Genomic DNA, 19146 nt, shown 5'->3' on the forward strand with positions numbered 1-19146 from the left:
GCGACACGTGGAGCTGACAGATACTAATCGGTCGAGGGCTTATCCTTAAAATTGTATGAAACGTTTGGAAACGTCGTATCTAGTTTTGAGAGAACATACTCTCTATATAATTGGTTCAGTGATGATGGCGAAGAGGTCACACCCGTTCCCATACCGAACACGGAAGTTAAGCTCTTCAGCGCCGATGGTAGTTGGGGGTCTCCCCCTGTTAGAGTAGGACGTCGCTGAGCCATACATATTCCACAGTAGCTCAGTGGTAGAGCTATCGGCTGTTAACCGATCGGTCGTAGGTTCGAGTCCTACCTGTGGAGCCATATTGGAGAGCTGTCCGAGAGGTCGAAGGAGCACGATTGGAAATCGTGTATACGGTCAACCCCGTATCAAGGGTTCGAATCCCTTGCTCTCCGCCAGATACATACTCTCTAACTCAAACATGGCCCGTTGGTCAAGCGGTTAAGACACCGCCCTTTCACGGCGGTAACACGGGTTCGAATCCCGTACGGGTCACCATTTTATACATAACCAACTTTATATGGAGGATTAGCTCAGCTGGGAGAGCACCTGCCTTACAAGCAGGGGGTCGGCGGTTCGAACCCGTCATCCTCCACCATTAACTTTTAATACTTTATATCATCGCGGGGTGGAGCAGTCTGGTAGCTCGTCGGGCTCATAACCCGAAGGTCGCAGGTTCAAATCCTGTCCCCGCAACCAATAATATTTCATGAACAACGTCGAGATTCTTCTTGACCATAAAATATCTGGAGTGCCCATAGGGTGCAACCAATTTTTCATGAACATGGACTCGTGGTGTAGTGGTTAACATGCCTGCCTGTCACGCAGGAGATCGCCGGTTCGACCCCGGTCGGGTCCGCCATTTTTATTTTATGGTGGCTATAAAATACCAAGAATTATTCTTGGCTCGATAGCTCAGTCGGTAGAGCAGAGGACTGAAAATCCTCGTGTCGGCGGTTCGATTCCGTCTCGAGCCACCATTTTTTTTTGCCGGTTTAGCTCAATTGGTAGAGCAACTGACTTGTAATCAGTAGGTTGGGGGTTCAAGTCCTCTAGCCGGCACCAGTTTTTTCTTCCTTAATTGGAATAAAAAACGTATTGAAAATAGGTCGTAAATAACTTACAATAGAACCTGTCTTCAATTGTGGAGGGGTAGCGAAGTGGCTAAACGCGGCGGACTGTAAATCCGCTCCCTCCGGGTTCGGCGGTTCGAATCCGTCCCCCTCCACCATTTTATTTTTCAGCATATTTATCCTTACAGGGGCATAGTTTAACGGTAGAACGAAGGTCTCCAAAACCTTTGGTGTGGGTTCGATTCCTACTGCCCCTGCCATTTAAATTATATTGTGGCGGTCGTGGCGAAGTGGTTAACGCATCGGATTGTGGTTCCGACATTCGGGGGTTCGATTCCCCTCGTCCGCCCCATTTATGTGTTGGGCTATAGCCAAGCGGTAAGGCAACGGACTTTGACTCCGTCATGCGTTGGTTCGAATCCATCTAGCCCAGCCATTTTTTTAATATATGAATAAGATGTTTGTGCGGAAGTAGTTCAGTGGTAGAATACAACCTTGCCAAGGTTGGGGTCGCGGGTTCGAATCCCGTCTTCCGCTCCATTTGAATTTTATCTGGCGGCATAGCCAAGTGGTAAGGCACGGGTCTGCAAAACCCTTATCCCCCGGTTCGAATCCGGGTGCCGCCTCCATTCAAGTTTTAAAAGCTTTACAATGCCGGTGTGGCGGAATTGGCAGACGCGCACGACTCAAAATCGTGTTCCTTCTGGAGTGTCGGTTCGACCCCGACCACCGGTACCATTACATACAAATGACAAAGTCAATGCCTAGTGCATTGGCTTTTTAGTTGTGTTAAGGATGATATATCGATTCACCCTGCGCTCTTATGACCGACTGTATTGTTCTATGTTACTTAATCATCTTTAGAAGAAATACAATGGTTTGTATAAATTGTCCAATAAAAAGCTTACCTTTTATAGTTAAAACAGAATAGTATAGGAACATGGCGAATAAGTGTTTTTATTTGGCGGAATAGCCAAGCGGGGGGTCCCATTTTACTAACTTACATATAAATGTAACTTCCCATTTTATAATGGGAAGTTTTTTATATACCTGATCATGAACTATAATAAGGAATAAAGTCTCATATAATGATAATAATTTACAATTTTCTGATAAGTTAGAAGGATTTATCTGTACTTAATTCGAATAATTATTTCTAATGAAATGAATGAGAATTCACTCATTATCTTCATTAGGAATTTATTTTATTATTATGGGGGTTAAGGGATGAATGTCTTTCGCTTATTTATAGCTGAAATGGCAAAGTTAGCAGCAAAGAAAGGGGTGCTGATTTCTGTCATAGCCGCTCTGCTTGTACCTGTCGTGTATGGCGGGATTCTGCTGTCACCGACTTGGGGACCATATGACAATTTGTCTAACTTACCTGTTGCAGTTGTCAACAAGGATAAGGGAGCAATGTCTGGTGAGGAGCCGGTTAATGTAGGGGAGGATCTGGTTGCAGATTTAAAGAAAGGAAAGGATCTTGGCTGGGAATTTGTTAGTTCAACTGAAGCCAAGAAAGGGTTAGATAATCTAGATTATTATATGGTTATCCAAATTCCAGAAGATTTTTCAGAAAAAGTAACAACAGTACTTGGGAATCAGCCTCAAAAGTTGGAGCTGACTTATATTCAAAATGAAGGTTTGAATTTCATGGCTGCTCAAATTACAAGAAGTGCAACTGAAAAAATCCGGGAAAAGCTTGGAGACAAAATAACTGAGAAATACGCTAAAAATATGTTTGCGAGTCTTGGAGAAGTTTCTGACGGATTTCAATCCGCTGCAGATGGCTCAAAACAGCTGAATGATGGAATGGTTCAACTTAATGATGGAACAAACCAACTTTTGCAATCGCTTACAGAAAAATCAGGGGATATATCAAAGTTAGCAGATGGAGCAAACGAACTAAAAGCTGGTACCGGACAAATGCTCATTTCTTTATCTGGTAAACAAGGCGATATTAGCAAACTTGCTAATGGTTCTAAAGAATTGACTGCAGGCACTGCAGAAATGCTTCGTTCCTTACAAACTAAATCAGGGGACATCTCAAAATTAGCTGCTGGTTCTGCAGCAGCTGATGAAGGAACTGGTATGTTATTGCAAGGTTTAAAGGATAAGCAACCAGGAATTAAAGATTTAGCGGAAGGAGCAAAACAATTAGAAAAAAGCATTCCTGAACTTAAAGCAGGAACTACTGGAATTTTAAATGGTTTAAAAGGTGCTCAGACAGCTATAAAGTCTGAAATTGGGCCTGGAACACAAGCAATCTCTGCCGGAGTAAATAATGTCGTTTCAGAATCACAACAGTTAGGAGCAGGACTGAAAGGTTTGTCAGCAGATTTGGATGCATTTTTAACAGCTAATCCTGCGTTAAAGAATGATCCTGCATTTATGAAAATTTATTTGACGGGTCAAGGATTGTCAGCGGCAGCAAACGATCCTGTAAAGGGTCAAAAGCTAGCAGCCCTTCAGCAAGGTGCAGCAAAGATCGCTGGTGCTTTCATTGAGAATGCAGTCCCTAGTCCAAATTCATTAGCAGATGGGATGAATCAGCTCGTAGCAGGGCAAACAGCCATTGATAATGGTGTGACTGTACTAAATCAAAAGGTTCCACTGCTACAAAAAGGAACAGCTTCTGTGGAAAGTGGCTGGGATACACTTGTAGGAAAAGTAGGAGAACTTCGAGCAGGAACGGCCCAGATTGCTGCGGGTAACCAATCTGTAAATAATGGATGGAGTACACTTACAGAAGGAGTTACAAAACTTAATGGAGGTGCAAGTCAAATTTCAGTTGGTAACACTGCAGTGGAAAAGGGATGGCGTGATCTGACAAGCGGCGCGTCGAGGATTCATTCCGGCATGAGTCAAATTAGCGATGGAAATGCTTCTGTAGAAAAAGGCTGGGGTGACTTAACAGATGGTGTTACAAAACTTAACGATGGTGCTGGTAGATTGAATGAAGGAAGTGGGGAACTTTCTTTAGGACTAATGGAAGGAGCTGAAAAAACAAGCGGTATCAAAAAAGCTACTGATGCCAATATCAGCATGTTCTCTTCTCCAGTTGAATTAAAGAGTGATACGGTCAACAAGTATCCTCTTTACCGGGATTCAACAGCACCATTTGTAATATCACTTGCTTTATTTGTTGGAATCTTAATCATGTCCTTGTTTATTAATTTCAAGAAACCTGAAGAGGTTTCAGCATTATCATGGTTTGGTGCAAAGTTTATGAACCTGGGATCGCTTGCCCTCGTACAAGCATTGCTGTTATCTGTTGTAGTGCTTCTGTTTCTTGATATGAATGTGTACAATGGTGCCGGTTTCGTATTGTTTGCTTTATTTGTAAGTTTGGTTTTCACTGCAATTGTATTGTTCTTTGCTTTGTTCGGAAATGCCGGACGTTTTATAGCTTTCGCGTTAGTGGTGTTGCAGCTTTCTACAACTGGAGCGAACTTGCCGATAGATATGCTTCCAGAAAATTTGCGTGCATTAAGTGAGTTCCTTCCATTCACTTACTCCATTGCAGGTTTTAAAGCACTTATTTCTTTGAATGATTCCGGTGCTGCTCTATCAAATATGAGCATTTTGCTGATTTACTTCGCAGTTTTTGGAGTGCTGTCAGCTGCTGCATTTTTAATGAAAAGTGGTAAAAGTCAGTCACAAAAGTTTGAAATAGCAGGATAATTGAATATGTAAGGAAGGTTCCTGGCAAGAAGCCGGGAACTTTTTTTTGAATCTTCTTCTTGTACCTTGAATAGTAAAGGGGGAGGGGGAGATGCTGATGAGCAGGAACCAGGTGTTGAGTATCTTCTGTATTGTTGTTATAACAGTTTGTATTACTGCAATCTTTTTTTTAATATTCGATATTGCCCGGTATTTAGATATAATCGATATCTTGATTGCTAAAATATTTTATTCGATTAGAACAATTTTTCTTTTAACCATACTTCTTTTCTTCTGCCTGCTTATTTTATATAAAAAATAAATTAAATTTTCAAAAGAACTTGTCATAAATCTAATACATGCTGCCTATATATAGAACAAGTTAGTTGTAGGTTTTAATGCAGGGCTTCGTTGACTCAATGAAGCCCTGCATTTTTTTTGATAAGGTGCGTTTAGATAAAATATTGACGAGTTTACATGATTTATTGAAATTTTAAAATGATATATTCACCATATCATTCATTATATTCACCATATCACTCATTATATTGACAAATATCCATGATATATTGACGAGCTTACATAATTCAACACTCTCAGCCACATAATTTAGACACCTGTTTAAATCACCTGAATCTCAGCCGTCCCGCCATTCACCTGGGTAAACATCTTAGCCATCGACTCTAGCAGTTCTCTCGCTTCACTTCCATCCATAGATGGCTGCAAATACACGATATGCAGTGCATTCTTAACACTCTCGTCCACCATCGTCCGCTTAGAATCGACGATAGGGCTGCCAAACGCTCCAATCGAGTCTGCAGACAGCAGTTTGCCTTCCATATTCATCTCACGGCCATTTAGCCCTTCATATGTATCTTCAACACTGCCGATCCTTACCTCCACATCGCCTTCAATTTTATCAAGGTTATAAAGTCCAATGGGAATTGCAAATCGAATGGAAAAGAAATTATTAACGTCTACACCTGAATTGATAGGCGGGAGATCTTTGCCGCTTAACACACGGCGCAGCAGTGCTTCTGACGCTGGGCGGTACCGTGAAGGGTCTGTGCCAAGCTTTTTAAATACTGATCGGTATTCGGCAACACCTGGGTAATCAGCAGCTGTTTTGTCTTCCAGTTTTAAGGATTCTAGAAAAAGCTGGAATCTGCCTTTTATCATTTGCGGAGACTCGCTAATCGCGATATCATGGTATGTAATTGTGCCTATTTTAAACTGCGGGACAAGTTCCTTTATTTTTGGCGAAATAGTTATCATAAGTGAACCCCGTTTCATGAATATATACTTTTAGTTTACCATACGGATTGAAAATAAATGTGAAAGGAGGGATATGCATGACAGGTGCCCAGTTGAAAGAAGAGATTGTTGCATATAGTAAAGAAATCGGAATAGATAAAATTGGCTTCGCTAATGCTGATGTTTTTGCTGAGTTAAAAGAAAGGCTCCGGATTCAGCAAGATCTTCAATACCAATCAGGATTTGAAGAGAAGGACATTGACAAAAGAACAGAGCCTGAACGGCTTCTAACAGGAGCTTCAAGCATCATTTCGATCGCTCTTGCATATCCCTCCAAAATGAAAAATGCTCCGAAAAGTATTAAAGGGGAGCGAAGAGGAATTTTTTGCAGAGCATCATGGGGTAAGGATTACCACCATATATTAAGAGAAAAGCTTGCATTGCTTGAGGCCTTTATTATAGAGAAAGTTCCAGATGCTAATATAAAATCTATGGTTGATACAGGAGAACTGTCCGACCGGGCTGTGGCCGAGAGGGCTGGGATAGGATGGAGCGCCAAAAACTGTGCGATTATGTCACCAGAATTTGGCTCCTATATGTATCTTGGCGAAATGATTACTAATATAGCATTTCCTGCAGACACACCTATGGAAGATCAATGCGGTTCATGCAATAAATGTGTAGAGGCATGTCCCACAGGTGCTCTTGTACAGGGAGGACAGCTCGATTCATCAAAATGTATTGCATTCTTAACCCAGACAAAAGATTTCTTGCCAGATCAATACAGAGAAAAGCTAGGCAACCGTTTATATGGGTGTGATACGTGTCAGACTGTGTGTCCGGAAAACAAAGGGAAAGATTTTCATCACCATGCAGAAATGGAGCCGGATCCTGAAATTGCAAAACCTCTTTTACAGCCTTTATTGATGATGAGCAATAGAGATTTCAAAGAAAAATTCGGGCATGTATCCGGAAGCTGGAGAGGAAAGAAACCAATTCAGAGAAATGCGATTATAGCATTGGCCCATTTTAGAGAAGAAGCTGCAATACCTGATTTAGTTTACCTATTAAAAAATGATCCAAGACCTGTTATAAGAGGGACTGCTGCTTGGGCAATTGGTAAAATAGGCGGAAATGAAGCAGAATTAGAACTTTTATCAGCAAAAGAGCGCGAAAAAGACGATTTAGTGGCGCTAGAGATAGATAAAGGACTTAAAATGCTTCGAAATCAAGAAATTTCGTAATCGCATATCTTTAAAGTGTCCGATATAGTAAGGTCAAGTAATGAAAAGAAGGGATAATTATGTGTCAGATTAAAACGTTACTCTATTATGAAGAAATGGAAAGCGTAATCGGACCGTTAACGATCATTGCAACGGAGAACGGAATCTGCCGTCTCGATTTTGGTTCAATGGAGGATAACCTTCCATCTTTACGTTCTTGGATGGCTAAGCATTTTATTAAAGGAGAACTTATTCATTCTCCTGAATATCTAGCAGATGCTGTTCAGCAATTAAATGCTTATTTTGCAGGCAACCTGCACGAGTTTAACATCCGCTATGATTTGTTTGGTACGGCATTTCAGAAAAAAGTTTGGAACCAGCTAACGAGCATTCCATATGGACTTACGTGTTCTTATAAGGAAGTGGCACAGGGAATCGGTGCACCAAAGGCAGTTCGTGCAGTCGGAAGTGCAAATAACCAGAATCCTGTACCTGTTTTTATTCCTTGTCACCGCGTCATTGGAAGCAATGGTGCACTTGTAGGATATGGCGGAGGATTAGACAAAAAAGAAATATTATTATCGATTGAACAGAATAGCTGCAAGAAAACATCATAGAGCCCTTCAGGGGTTCTTTTTTTTTATATACCTCTCATATGTTAAAAGAAGCAGGGAGGTATGTCTGATGTGGATGGAAACGCTAAAGCAATATATTCAAAATCAGTCCCAATGGATGATACATGCTGATGCAGATGGAAGGGGCTTCTTTTTAAAAGATGAACAAGAAAGCTTTATGCGAAAAAAACAAATGTATACCGATAGAAATGCATTTATCGTAAATAATCAGGCGAACGGGAGTGTACTGCGGACTACGGAAACGGAAGACAAAATTCATGTGGATTATCTTGTCCATTATAGTTTTTTAATTAAACATGGATTTGATTTTTACGTAGAGGAAATGTCTCAGGAGAGGCGTGCTATTTTCTTTCAAGATGGAGAAATGAAAAGTGATGAGCCTGCTAATGCTGAAGGCAATTATCGGGAACTGCCGAAGATCGAACGTGAGAATGAATCTATTGCACCGACAAAGGGCGGTTATGACAGGCTGGCGGCCGTACGATATGCGGAACGCTGGTGGAATACGTATAATCCTGCTTATAAATCATTCGAGAATGACTGCACCAACTATATCTCACAAAGTATTCATGCAGGTGGAATTCCAATGACCCCGCAATCCATTAAGTCAAAAGGCTGGTGGATGAGGAACACTTCCTGGAGCTACAGCTGGTCGGTGGCAAATGCATTAAGATGGTACTTAAGCGGTTCGAAATCAAGTCTGCAGGCTCAAGAGAAATCAGCTGCCCACCTTTTACTGCCGGGTGATGTTATCTGCTATGATTTTGACGGTGATGGGCATTATCAGCATACGACAATTGTAGTTGCAAAAGATCCATCTGGAGAGCCGCTTGTAAATGCTCATACAACAAACAGCAGAATGCGCTATTGGGGCTATGAGGATTCAACAGCCTATACGAAAAGAATTCAGTATAAATTTTTTCATATTCTCTAAGAGTAAAGCTCGCCATCTAGAGTGATATTCCTGAAAAAGTGCTATAATAAGTACTTGTTGGAATATTGTTTTTGAGGTGAGCTTTATTGGCTATACATGTTGTTTTATATGAACCATTGATTCCTGCGAACACAGGAAATATCGCACGTACATGCGCGGGGACAGGCACACACTTGCATCTGATTCATCCATTGGGTTTTTCATTGGAAGATAAATATTTAAAGCGTGCAGGTCTTGATTATTGGGAGCACGTTAAAATTCATCACCATGATTCTCTGGATGCTTTTTATAAGGAATATCCGGATGGCGAATTTTATTATATAACGAAATTCGGAGAACAGACGTATTCTGGTTTCGATTATTCGGATTCTGAGAAAGATGTCTTTTTTGTTTTTGGAAAAGAAACGAAGGGACTGCCAAGGGAAGTAATTGATGCAAACATGGATCGATGTCTGCGCATTCCGATGAACGATCATATTCGTTCATTGAACTTATCAAACACAGCAGCGATTCTGATTTATGAAGCGTTACGCCAGCAAAGTTTCGGAGAGTTAAGATAAGGCTCTACTTTAAAGTTTGTTGCTTTTGGGTCAATCTCTTCATTGGGAAGTTAATTGGAGTGCAAGGTGCGAGACTCCAGCGGGATCAGTGGGCCAGGTGAGACTCCTAAGGACGCAAAGCGTCGAGGAGGCTCACCGCACACCCCGCGGAAAGCGAGCATCCTGGAGCGGAAATTAACCACTTTCAAGAGCAACAAAGTTTGCGAAAACAGCCTAAAATAAAGAGGAAATAAAAAAACGTCCTTATCAATGAGGGACGTTTTTACTTCCATATGTATTATGGATTAGTTTTTTCCAGGACGATCGTTGTAGCCTGCTGTAAAGATTGCAGTCAGGAAGGCGAGCATCACGAGTAGGATGAGGATAAAATCCATCTGAACTCCTCCTTTGAAAGTAGTCTTATTCTTTCCAATATCTCTCCCCATTATAAATGAAAACGGTTTTCATGTGAATGTATTTCTGCGAAAGTTTACAAATTGAGGGGGATATGAGTAACAGAATGAAGAAAAACGTTTATATGACAGGGTACCTCCCATTATTTTCGATTATCTTATTTAGCTGTGGATTCGCCATTCACCTTGAACGGCTTGTTATTAAAAAGCTTAAATACTTTGGCGTTTACCAGGGGATGCTCGAATTATTTGAGAGCCATGTGATTCATTTATCGGTTGGTTTTTGTTTGTTCTTATTGTTCTTTATGGTATTTGCGGCTTTAAAACTTTTATCGGATGCACTGACGCATTTAAGCATGTTCTTTTTTTCTAAAGATACGGAAGGCATCCTGCTGCAGCAGGGGAAAAGCGGCGGCTGGTTTTTTTTTGGCGGAGGAATGCTTGCGATTGTATTAAATCACTCCATACTCCTGATGTTTATCGTGTTCATTGCCGCCTCTCTCGTTTATTTCTTTTATTTTCTTTTGAAGATCGGCTCTAGTTTGTCAACGGCAGGTATCATCGGTATGGTCTTTATGCATTTGTTTTTCTGGACAGGGTTCGGCTTGCTTGTTGTATATACCGTCTTGCGATTGTATAACGCGTTCGTAGCATCGATTACATAAAAATTTTCGGGTATTTTTCGGAGAATGTCCACTCGTGGTTATATTTTTATTAACGTGGGATTATTCAAATTAAGCAAGGCATTAACCGCCACTGACCTGAGTTTATTAAAATTCAAGAGCACCTTTAAAGCAAAAGCCCTGCTACTTCACCAAGCGGCAGGGTCATCTTTTCATTTTTGGTGTGCTTTTATCATAATATCGCGCCAAATCATGACTTCTGGTGAGGATCCTTCGATCGAACGAAGACTCCCAGGTTTGTCTCGGCCTACCCAGACACCTCCCGTATACCGGTCAGTCAGCCCCACGAACCACAAATCTTTAACATCGTTTGTAGTTCCTGTTTTGCCGCCTGTGTACACTGAACCAGGAAACCGTGCATCTCGTGCGGTTCCAGAAATCATAACCGCGGCCAGCATGTCCCTCATCACAGCATTCGTTTCCGGCTTCCAAACTTTAACCGGCTGCTCATTCCACTCGTATAAAACATTTCCGTTTTTATCTTTAACAGACGTTATTATTCTAGGTTTCACGTAAGTTCCATTATTTGCGAATGCCGTATAGGCACTTGTCAGCTCAAGGGGCGAAAAGCCTTTTGAAAATCCGCCAAGGGCGCTGGCGAGCTGATGGTCATTCTGTTCCACCGCTGAAAATTGAAACGGTTTCAGATAAGTAAAGGCTCTCTCGACACCTGTTTTCTTTACTGCCCGGACAGCAGCCGTGTTAATGGAGCTTGCCATCGCTCTTTTTAAGGAGACTGTACCGTACGAAGCACCTCCATAGTTGCTAGGACAATAGTTTCCTTCACAAATTCGCGCTGCAGATATCATTGAATTCGTTCCAAGACCGAATACATCTATGTATGGGGCATACGCGAGAAGAGGCTTAATGGATGAACCAGGCTGTCTTCGTGCCTGATAAGCCCGGTTAAACTCTTCCATTCCCACATTTTTTCCGCCGATCATTGCAACAATCTTTTTCGAAACATGATCAACTACAACGATCGAACCTTCAATCTCCTTATTTAAAAGTCTTTTTTGAATAGCCTTCAATGCTTCAGCCTGAAGCTTCGGATTTAGTGAAGTTTCAATTACTGCACCGCTTCTTAACAAAGCATCCCGCTTTTTCGTCATCTGATCTGTACTCAATGCTTTATTTTCAGGAGCAGATGCGATTAATTCCATAAGCTCTTCTTTTAAATAGCCAACGATTTCTGGGAAGGGAACATCGCTCTTTGGAACTTGTAAATTAATCGGTTGTTTAATAGAAGCTTCAAACTTCGGCTGATCAATATAGCCTTCCTCTTTCATCTTGAGCAGAATCCATTCCTGCCTTTTTTTAGCGTTAGCCAGATTTTTTAAAGGGTTATATAAAACCGGATTATTCGGTATTGCAGCTAAGAGTGCTGTTTCGCTTAAAGTAAGCTCCTTAGATGGTTTACTAAAGTAATAGCGGCTCGCTTTTTCAATACCATATATTCCGTTTTGAAAATAGATAGCATTGATGTAAAGCTCCAAAATTTGTTCTTTAGAAAGCTGCTGCTCAATTCGGTAAGAAATCAAAAGCTCTTTCAATTTCCGGTCATACGTACGCTCATGATTTAGAAAAAGGTTTCGGGCCAGCTGCTGGGTGATTGTACTGCCGCCTTGCTCGATGCCGCCTTCTGAAGAGTTTGTGATAAATGCTCTTGCGATCGCTTTCCCGTCGATGCCATGATGCTCTAAGAAATTTTGATCTTCTGTTGCAATGAAAGCTTGAAGGACGGGAAGCGGAATGTCTTTATATGTAAGATGAATGCGGCTTTCATTCCCTTTAAACTCATAAAGAAGACCGCCATTCATATCTAAAAGGCGGCTGTTCTGTTCGAGAGAGATGGTCTTTGCATCACCAAGTGTTTCTACAGCAGTCTGAAAAGGAATATAGTTTTCGAATTCCTTCCGCAACCCGACAAATGATAGAAACACCATACTTAATAATATAAATACAGCAAAGACACCTAGCTTAGGATTCATGACTCTTTCTCCGTTTCAAAACAAATGATAAACATATTTTACCATGAAACGGTTTATACAAATTAACACTTTTTCAAATAAAAATCACTATTCAAACAGAATGATTACGGACATCCTCGCATAGAGTAGATTAACACTTGATGGAGCCAATACAATCAAGGAGGTACTCATGGATATTTTATCAAGAATCCAATTGCATCGAGAAGAAGAACAGCGTCTAGCCTGGGAAGGTACCTTCGCTGAATACCTTGATATTTTACGTGATCGGCCATTTGTAGCCCAGTCAGCGCATTCAAGAGTATACAACATGATAAAAGATGCTGGAATTTCAGAAAAAAATGGTCAAAAGGTGTATCATTTTTTCAGCGATCAGATCTTCGGATTAGAAGAATCAATCGAACGACTTGTAGAAGAGTATTTTCACCCTGCCGCTAAACGCCTTGATGTCCGTAAACGTATATTGCTGTTAATGGGTCCCGTATCGGGTGGTAAATCCACTCTTGTAACGATGTTAAAAAGAGGTTTGGAACAGTACACGAAAACACCAGAAGGCGCCGTATATGCGATAAAAGGCTGTCCGATGCATGAAGATCCGCTGCATTTAATTCCGCAGCATCTCAGAAAAGAGTTTCATGATGAATATGGCATTCGTGTAGAAGGAAGCTTATCTCCGTTAAATACAATGAGGCTTGAACAAGAGTATGACAACAGAATTGAAGATGTGATGGTTGAAAGAATCTTCTTCTCAGAAGACAAACGGACTGGTATCGGAACGTTCAGTCCATCTGATCCAAAATCACAGGATATTGCGGATTTAACAGGAAGCATTGATTTTTCTACAATCGCTGAATACGGATCAGAATCAGATCCTAGGGCATATCGTTTTGATGGAGAACTGAACAAAGCGAACAGAGGAATGATGGAGTTCCAGGAGATGCTGAAATGTGATGAAAAGTTCTTATGGCATCTGCTTTCACTTACACAAGAAGGAAACTTTAAAGCGGGAAGATTCGCCTTAATCTCCGCTGATGAATTAATCGTGGCTCACACGAACGAATCAGAGTACCGGTCTTTTATTTCGAATAAAAAGAACGAAGCCTTGCATTCAAGAATTATTGTCATGGGCGTGCCATACAATCTGAAAGTTTCAGAGGAAGAGAAGATTTACGCAAAAATGATAAGCGAGAGTGACATGTCTCACGTTCATATTGCACCTCATGCCCTTAGGGTAGCGGCTATTTTCTCAGTACTGACAAGATTGAAAGATTCAAAGAAACAAGGTATGGATCTTCTTAAAAAGATGAGGCTGTATGACGGTGAAATTGTAGAAGGTTTCAATCATGTTGATCTGGAAGAACTAAAGAGAGAGTTCTCTGATGAAGGAATGTCAGGCATCGATCCGCGTTATGTAATAAACCGAATTTCATCTGCCATTATACGTAAAGAAACGCCTTCCATAAATGCTTTAGATGTATTACGGTCACTTAAAGATGGTCTCGATCACCATGCTTCCATCTCAAAGGAAGATAAAGAGAGGTTTATCAACTTTATCTCTTCTGCCCGTAAAGAGTACGATGACATTGCGAAAAAAGAAGTTCAAAAAGCATTTGTTTATTCGTATGAAGAATCAGCTAAAACACTTATGGATAACTATCTGGATAATGTAGAGGCATATTGCAATAAGAATAAACTCCGTGATCCGCTCACTGGAGAAGAGATGAGCCCGGATGAAAAGCTCATGAGGTCTATCGAAGAACAGATCGGTATCTCTGAAAACGCGAAGAAAGCATTCCGTGAAGAAATACTTATCCGGATCTCTGCATATGCAAGAAAAGGGAAGAAGTTTGATTACAATTCACATGAGCGTCTAAGAGAAGCGATCCAAAAGAAACTATTTGCAGATCTTAAGGACGTTGTGAAGATTACAACTTCTTCAAAGACACCTGACGAATCACAATTGAAAAAGATAAATGAAGTAATAGCTCGTCTTGTCGATGAGCATGGCTATAATACAACTAGTGCCAACGAACTATTGCGCTATGTTGGAAGCTTGCTGAATCGATAATATGCAGAACACACCCTAAGACACTGATAAGGTCTTTCAGGGTGTGTTTTTTTACACTATAATAGGGAAAACTAAAGAAATTATAAATGAATCTTTATACATTCATTTTTACTATAAAAATATTGACCTTGTAATTGCTAACTTAAAAATGGTAAATTGATACTAATAAGCTAACTAAAGGAAGTGAGCTGTATGAGCTCGGCTCGAAAAGAAAGAAATGGACTGCTGGATTGGATTAAAGCGATTGGAATTGCACTCATTCTTGCTATTATAATAAAAAAGTTTTTGATTGAGCAGTATGTTGTTTACGGAGAATCGATGATGCCTACGATTCAAAATGGCAATCGCCTTATCGTAAATAAAATCGGCTATGAGATCGGCAACCCGGAACGTTTCGATCTTATTGTGTTTAAAGCAAATCCGAAAGAAGATTATATTAAACGTGTTATAGGATTGCCCGGTGATCATATCGCATATAAAGATGACAAACTTTATATTAACAATAAGCCAGTAGAGGAACCTTATCTAGAAGAATTTAAAAGATTTGCAGGCAACCGTACCCTGACAGGCAACTTTACTCTCGAAGAAATCACAGGACATGATACAGTTCCAAAAGGAAAGATATTCGTTCTAGGTGATAACAGGCTTCATAGCATCGACAGCCGCCATATTGGTTTTGTTGAAATGAAGGATATAGTAGGAGAAGCGAATATTCGTTATTGGCCAGTTGATGAACTGAGAGTTTTTAACGGTTTTAAAAAGGAATAAATGGGGAAAATTTCATTAAGAGGTGAATCCCTATGACAAAACAAAATAAAGAAGAACCTAAAAGAAAAAACAGTTCAATGGCATCAAATTTTGAAGAAATGAAAGAACACGGAAAAGTGATGGAACATGTTTCAACAAATGAAGAAGTACGTAAAAGCGGTAAAACACCTGACCCTAAACAGCATGAAAAAAAGGAATATAAGAAATAATGTGCAAGCTCTCTTTTCGATTTTGGAAAAGGGGGCTTTTTTCTCGTGAAAGTTTAGCAATTCTAGTGAGTACTTGCATAAGATAGAGTAACCAACCCTTTTTTCTAATAAAAGCGGATTAAAAGGAAACAGGATATGCCCCGGGTTGATCAAGAAAAGCAGCATTGACTCTTGCTGCTCTGGAGGGGAAAACTATGAGCGAACAGGATAAGAACAATTTTGTTGTGTCCCAGGAAAATTGGTCCCTCCACCGAAAAGGATATCAAGATCATCAAAGGCATATGGAAAAAGTGCAGGAAGCCATTAAAAACAACTTGCCGGATTTGATAAGCGAAGAAAATATCATTCTATCCAACGGGCGTGATGTGATCAAAATTCCAATCCGTTCAATGGATGAATACAAAATCCGATACAACTACGACAAAAACAAGCACGTAGGCCAAGGTGACGGAGATAGCCAGGTGGGGGACGTAGTAGCCAGAGATGGACGTGCAGGACAAAATGGCGCAGGAAAAGGAAAAGGACCAGCGGGTGATAAGCCAGGAGTGGATTATGCAGAAGCAGAAGTTTCCATACTGGAACTTGAAGAGATGCTCTTTAAAGAGCTGGAGCTGCCAAACCTTAAACAAAAAGAGCAAGATCAAATCGTTTTAGAAAAGATTGAATTTAATGACGTACGCAAAAAAGGCCTAATGGGTAACGTTGATAAAAAAAGAACCATACTGACCGCATTTAAAAGAAATGCACTAATCGGCAAACCAAGTGTAGCACCTATTCATAATGATGATCTGCGTTTTAAAACATGGAATGAAGTGATAAAACCAGAATCAAAAGCTGTTGTTTTAGCGATGATGGATACATCCGGGTCTATGGGAATTTGGGAAAAGTACATGGCGAGAAGTTTCTTTTTCTGGATGACGCGTTTTCTGCGGTCAAAATATGAAAAAGTAGAAATCGAATTTATTGCACACCACACAGAAGCCAAAGTAGTTACTGAAGAAGACTTTTTTAACAAAGGGGAAAGCGGAGGAACGATCTGTTCATCAGCTTACCGAAAAGCGCTGGAACTTATTGAAACGAAATATTCGTCAAACCGCTTTAATATCTACCCGTTTCATTTTTCCGACGGTGACAATCTCACAAGTGATAATGCGAGATGTGTAAAACTCGTGCAGCAGATTATGGAACACTCAAATATGTTTGGATATGGAGAAGTGAATGCTTATAACCGCCACTCTACATTAATGAGTGTATATAAAAATATGGATAACCCGAAATTTAATCATTATATTTTAAAAGAAAAAGCAGATGTTTACCACGCCATGAAGAGTTTCTTCAAAAAAAGTGAAATCACCACATAATTTAGCCGCCCGCCATCCATGTATTGGATAGCGGGTTTTGTTGTTGAAACAGGCGTAATTACATATAACTAAAGATAAGATTTTTTGAACGATTTTAAGTATTTTTGATTCCCTTCGTTGACAAGTTGATTGGAGCGGAAGGTGCGAGACTCCTGCGGGAGTAGCGGGACAGGTGAGACCCCGCAGGCTTAAATAGCCGAGGAGGCTCACCGCACGCCCCGCGGAAAGCGAGCATCCTGGAGCGGAAATCAACCTCTCAAGGGCGACAAAGTTTAATGATAAATAAACTAAATAATAAAGGGGGTGTGAAGTTTGAAGAAATATAACAAATCAGCGGCATTCGTCATTTGCTTCATACTTGTATTGATGCTGGTACCAGGAAAGACTGCACATGCCGACTGGTTTGATCCATTAAAAATCCACTTTTTAGATGTCGGACAAGCCGACTGTATACTTGTAGAAGCGCCGAACGGACAAACGATGCTGATCGACGGCGGCGATGAGCATGATGCGGAAGAAATTATCACTTACCTGAAACGAGAAGGCATTACCCATTTAGATATTGTAGTAGCCAGTCATCCTCATCATGATCACATCGGTTCACTAGATGATGTGATTCGTGCATTTCCGGTAAGTGTTCTGTACATGCCAAACCTGCCATATGATACAAAGTACTATCATGACCTTTTTCGTGTGATTAATGAAAAGCAAATTCCAGTAGACCGGGCAAAAGCAGGCGTCCATTTTAAAATGGGATTTTCGGTGAAAGTTGAAATGCTTGCCCCAAAAGGATCGTACTACAAACATATAAACGATTATTCGGCAGTTATAAAGATCCAGCACGGAAAAAAGAACTTTTTGCTGATGGCAGATGCGGGTGCAGAGGAAGAAAAAGAAATTATGAGCCGCGGGGGAGTAAAGGCGGATGTTATAAAGATTGGTCATCATGGTGCAAACACAGGATCATCAATGGAGTTTTTAAAGAAGGTTAAAGCCAAAACAGCTGTAATTTCAGTAGGGAAGAACAACCCCTATCAATTTCCTTCTAAAGAAGTCCTATATCGATTAAATAACAGAAAGATGACTGTCTACAGAACAGATCAGCTCGGAGCAATCATTGCAACAAGCAACGGAAAGAAAATCATGTTCAGAACCAATGTGCTGCATTAAACTGCCAGACCAGAATCGGTTTTCTTGCGTCTTTATTAAAAGTTTAAGAAAATAAATAAAAACGCGGATAGGATGATTAGTATTGATTAAAGCACTAGTATTTGATTTTGATGGTACGATTCTGGATACTGAAACTCAGCATTACAATGCTTTTCAAGAGATGTATAAAGAGCATGGAAGTGAGCTGCCTTTGGAAGTATGGGGCGAATGCATAGGAACTCATTCTGGTTTTAACCCTTATGAATACTTAGAAAAACAAATTAACAAAAAACTGAATCATGATGAGTTGAGGACAAAGAAAACAGAGCGAGCATTAGCCTTAATTAAAGAACAAAAACCCCTTCCTGGGATAGAGAATTATCTAAAAGCAGCTAAAGAGTTAGGTTTGAAGATAGGGATTGCATCCAGCTCTTCACGGCAATGGGTAATGGGACATCTTGAAAGAATCGGTCTCAGCCACTATTTTGAAGTGATCAAAACTGCTGATGATGTCGAAAAAGTTAAACCAGACCCGGCATTATATCTTAAAACGGTAGATGAACTAGGTGTTAAACCAGGAGAAGCAATCGCATTTGAAGACTCTGTAAATGGTTCTTTGGCGGCTAAAAAAGCAGGCCTCTATTGTGTAGCTATACCAAACCCGGTAACAAGACATATGCAATTTGACGAAGTAGATCATCAAATGGAGTCAATAGCAGAGCTTGAACTGGCTGCACTTATACAGCTAGTAGAACAACAAAAATCATGATTGAGGTTCAGGGAATCAATCACATAACCATAAGAGTTTCAGAACTATCTAGAGCCATTTATTTTTATCAAAATATTTTAGGTGCAAAAATAGTTCATAAAGGGAATACAGATGTATACTTGGACATTAGCGGAATCTGGTTATGTTTACTGGAAATCAAAAAAGCAAAACCTAAGCAAAAAGACCAAATCGGTGTAGATCACTTTGCTTTTTCGGTTTCTGAAAGAAACTTTCATAAAGCTGCTGTTTACCTCAAAGAAAAACAAGTTCTTATAACGAGGGGACCTACCGAGAGGGGCGGAGGATGGACAATAAGTTTTATTGATCCTGACGGCAATGAACTGGAATTATATACAGGTTCTCTTTATGAGCGTATGAAAAAATGGAAGTAATCTGAGTAAAGCA

The 19146-nt window shown here is 40.4% G+C and carries 15 protein-coding genes, 15 tRNA genes and 1 rRNA gene; 29 read left to right on the plus strand and 2 right to left on the minus strand.

The features are described from left to right. Positions 1–114 precede the first annotated feature (114 nt). From rrf to ACFQ4X_RS00085, 17 genes are all read left to right on the plus strand, one after another. Positions 115–230, plus strand: a 5S ribosomal RNA gene (gene rrf / locus ACFQ4X_RS00005). A gap of 9 nt (positions 231–239) precedes the next feature. Continuing rightward, positions 240–314 (plus strand) — tRNA-Asn (locus ACFQ4X_RS00010). A gap of 4 nt (positions 315–318) precedes the next feature. Next, a tRNA-Ser gene (locus ACFQ4X_RS00015) sits at positions 319–410 on the plus strand. A gap of 25 nt (positions 411–435) precedes the next feature. Further along, positions 436–510: transfer RNA gene (locus ACFQ4X_RS00020), tRNA-Glu, on the plus strand. 24 nt (positions 511–534) lie between these two features. Further along, a tRNA-Val gene (locus tag ACFQ4X_RS00025) sits at positions 535–610 on the plus strand. 24 nt (positions 611–634) lie between these two features. Continuing rightward, positions 635–711, plus strand: a tRNA-Met gene (locus ACFQ4X_RS00030). A gap of 87 nt (positions 712–798) precedes the next feature. Further along, positions 799–874, plus strand: a tRNA-Asp gene (locus ACFQ4X_RS00035). Positions 875–916: 42 nt separating this feature from the next. Then, positions 917–992: transfer RNA gene (locus tag ACFQ4X_RS00040), tRNA-Phe, on the plus strand. Between the two features lie 9 nt (positions 993–1001). Continuing rightward, positions 1002–1077: transfer RNA gene (locus ACFQ4X_RS00045), tRNA-Thr, on the plus strand. Between the two features lie 81 nt (positions 1078–1158). Continuing rightward, positions 1159–1243 (plus strand) — tRNA-Tyr (locus ACFQ4X_RS00050). Between the two features lie 28 nt (positions 1244–1271). Continuing rightward, positions 1272–1345, plus strand: a tRNA-Trp gene (locus ACFQ4X_RS00055). 16 nt (positions 1346–1361) lie between these two features. Continuing rightward, a tRNA-His gene (locus tag ACFQ4X_RS00060) sits at positions 1362–1437 on the plus strand. A 9-nt stretch (positions 1438–1446) separates the two neighbouring features. Next, positions 1447–1521: transfer RNA gene (locus ACFQ4X_RS00065), tRNA-Gln, on the plus strand. Between the two features lie 29 nt (positions 1522–1550). Next, positions 1551–1625 (plus strand) — tRNA-Gly (locus ACFQ4X_RS00070). Between the two features lie 14 nt (positions 1626–1639). Beyond that, positions 1640–1714, plus strand: a tRNA-Cys gene (locus ACFQ4X_RS00075). A 24-nt stretch (positions 1715–1738) separates the two neighbouring features. Then, positions 1739–1823: transfer RNA gene (locus ACFQ4X_RS00080), tRNA-Leu, on the plus strand. Between the two features lie 489 nt (positions 1824–2312). After that, positions 2313–4769 (plus strand): YhgE/Pip family protein, encoded by a 2457-nt coding sequence (locus ACFQ4X_RS00085; protein ID WP_379832557.1) that lies wholly within the window; start codon positions 2313–2315, stop codon positions 4767–4769. A gap of 600 nt (positions 4770–5369) precedes the next feature. Here ACFQ4X_RS00085 and ACFQ4X_RS00090 read toward each other — a convergent pair. Next, a complete protein-coding gene (locus tag ACFQ4X_RS00090; RefSeq protein ID WP_379832558.1) occupies positions 5370–6023 on the minus strand; it encodes a B3/B4 domain-containing protein in 654 nt (217 codons plus the stop codon). A 77-nt stretch (positions 6024–6100) separates the two neighbouring features. Here ACFQ4X_RS00090 and queG point away from each other — a divergent pair, with 77 nt between their 5' ends. The 5 genes from queG to ACFQ4X_RS00115 all read left to right on the plus strand — a co-directional run bounded on the left by queG (position 6101) and on the right by ACFQ4X_RS00115 (position 10411). Further along, the gene (queG, locus tag ACFQ4X_RS00095) at positions 6101–7246 is read left to right on the plus strand and encodes a tRNA epoxyqueuosine(34) reductase QueG (protein ID WP_379832559.1); all 1146 of its coding nucleotides are present in this window, start codon (positions 6101–6103) and stop codon (positions 7244–7246) included. Between the two features lie 59 nt (positions 7247–7305). After that, positions 7306–7842 (plus strand): methylated-DNA--[protein]-cysteine S-methyltransferase, encoded by a 537-nt coding sequence (locus ACFQ4X_RS00100; RefSeq protein WP_130296853.1) that lies wholly within the window; start codon positions 7306–7308, stop codon positions 7840–7842. A 67-nt stretch (positions 7843–7909) separates the two neighbouring features. Beyond that, on the plus strand, positions 7910–8794 hold the full coding sequence (locus tag ACFQ4X_RS00105; protein WP_379832560.1) for an amidase domain-containing protein: 885 nt from the start codon (positions 7910–7912) through the stop codon (positions 8792–8794). Positions 8795–8880: 86 nt separating this feature from the next. Beyond that, the gene (trmL, locus tag ACFQ4X_RS00110; protein WP_379832561.1) at positions 8881–9354 is read left to right on the plus strand and encodes a tRNA (uridine(34)/cytosine(34)/5-carboxymethylaminomethyluridine(34)-2'-O)-methyltransferase TrmL; all 474 of its coding nucleotides are present in this window, start codon (positions 8881–8883) and stop codon (positions 9352–9354) included. A gap of 487 nt (positions 9355–9841) precedes the next feature. Then, entirely contained in the window at positions 9842–10411 is a 570-nt protein-coding gene (locus ACFQ4X_RS00115; protein ID WP_379832562.1) for a DUF5366 family protein, read from the plus strand. Positions 10412–10581: 170 nt separating this feature from the next. Here the strand turns inward: ACFQ4X_RS00115 and ACFQ4X_RS00120 are convergent, their stop codons facing one another. Further along, on the minus strand, positions 10582–12420 hold the full coding sequence (locus tag ACFQ4X_RS00120) for a transglycosylase domain-containing protein (RefSeq protein ID WP_379832563.1): 1839 nt from the start codon (positions 12418–12420) through the stop codon (positions 10582–10584). A 169-nt stretch (positions 12421–12589) separates the two neighbouring features. On the opposite strand from ACFQ4X_RS00120, the gene ACFQ4X_RS00125 reads away from it, so the two are divergent. The 7 genes from ACFQ4X_RS00125 (at position 12590) to ACFQ4X_RS00155 (ending at position 19133) form a co-directional block, all read left to right on the plus strand. Further along, complete coding sequence (locus tag ACFQ4X_RS00125; RefSeq protein WP_379832564.1) at positions 12590–14485, plus strand: PrkA family serine protein kinase; 1896 nt, start codon at positions 12590–12592, stop codon at positions 14483–14485. A gap of 192 nt (positions 14486–14677) precedes the next feature. After that, the gene (gene lepB / locus ACFQ4X_RS00130; RefSeq protein ID WP_379832565.1) at positions 14678–15253 is read left to right on the plus strand and encodes a signal peptidase I; all 576 of its coding nucleotides are present in this window, start codon (positions 14678–14680) and stop codon (positions 15251–15253) included. Positions 15254–15285: 32 nt separating this feature from the next. Next, positions 15286–15462 (plus strand): hypothetical protein, encoded by a 177-nt coding sequence (locus ACFQ4X_RS00135; protein ID WP_379832566.1) that lies wholly within the window; start codon positions 15286–15288, stop codon positions 15460–15462. Positions 15463–15656: 194 nt separating this feature from the next. Further along, positions 15657–16823, plus strand: a complete 1167-nt coding sequence (gene yhbH, locus ACFQ4X_RS00140; protein ID WP_066286403.1) for a sporulation protein YhbH — start codon at positions 15657–15659, stop codon at positions 16821–16823. A 312-nt stretch (positions 16824–17135) separates the two neighbouring features. Next, positions 17136–17993, plus strand: coding sequence for a ComEC/Rec2 family competence protein (locus ACFQ4X_RS00145; RefSeq protein WP_379832567.1), 858 nt, complete (start codon positions 17136–17138; stop codon positions 17991–17993). An 82-nt stretch (positions 17994–18075) separates the two neighbouring features. After that, positions 18076–18741: an HAD family hydrolase gene (locus ACFQ4X_RS00150; RefSeq protein ID WP_379832568.1), complete on the plus strand. Its 666-nt coding sequence runs from the start codon at positions 18076–18078 to the stop codon at positions 18739–18741. Then, on the plus strand, positions 18738–19133 hold the full coding sequence (locus tag ACFQ4X_RS00155) for a VOC family protein (protein ID WP_379832569.1): 396 nt from the start codon (positions 18738–18740) through the stop codon (positions 19131–19133). The genes ACFQ4X_RS00150 and ACFQ4X_RS00155 overlap by 4 nt, the downstream gene beginning before the upstream one ends. The last annotated feature ends 13 nt before the right edge of the window (positions 19134–19146 follow it).

Origin of the sequence: Fictibacillus halophilus (genome assembly GCF_042680145.1) — a bacterium.
GTDB lineage: Bacteria > Bacillota > Bacilli > Bacillales > Fictibacillaceae > Fictibacillus > Fictibacillus halophilus_A.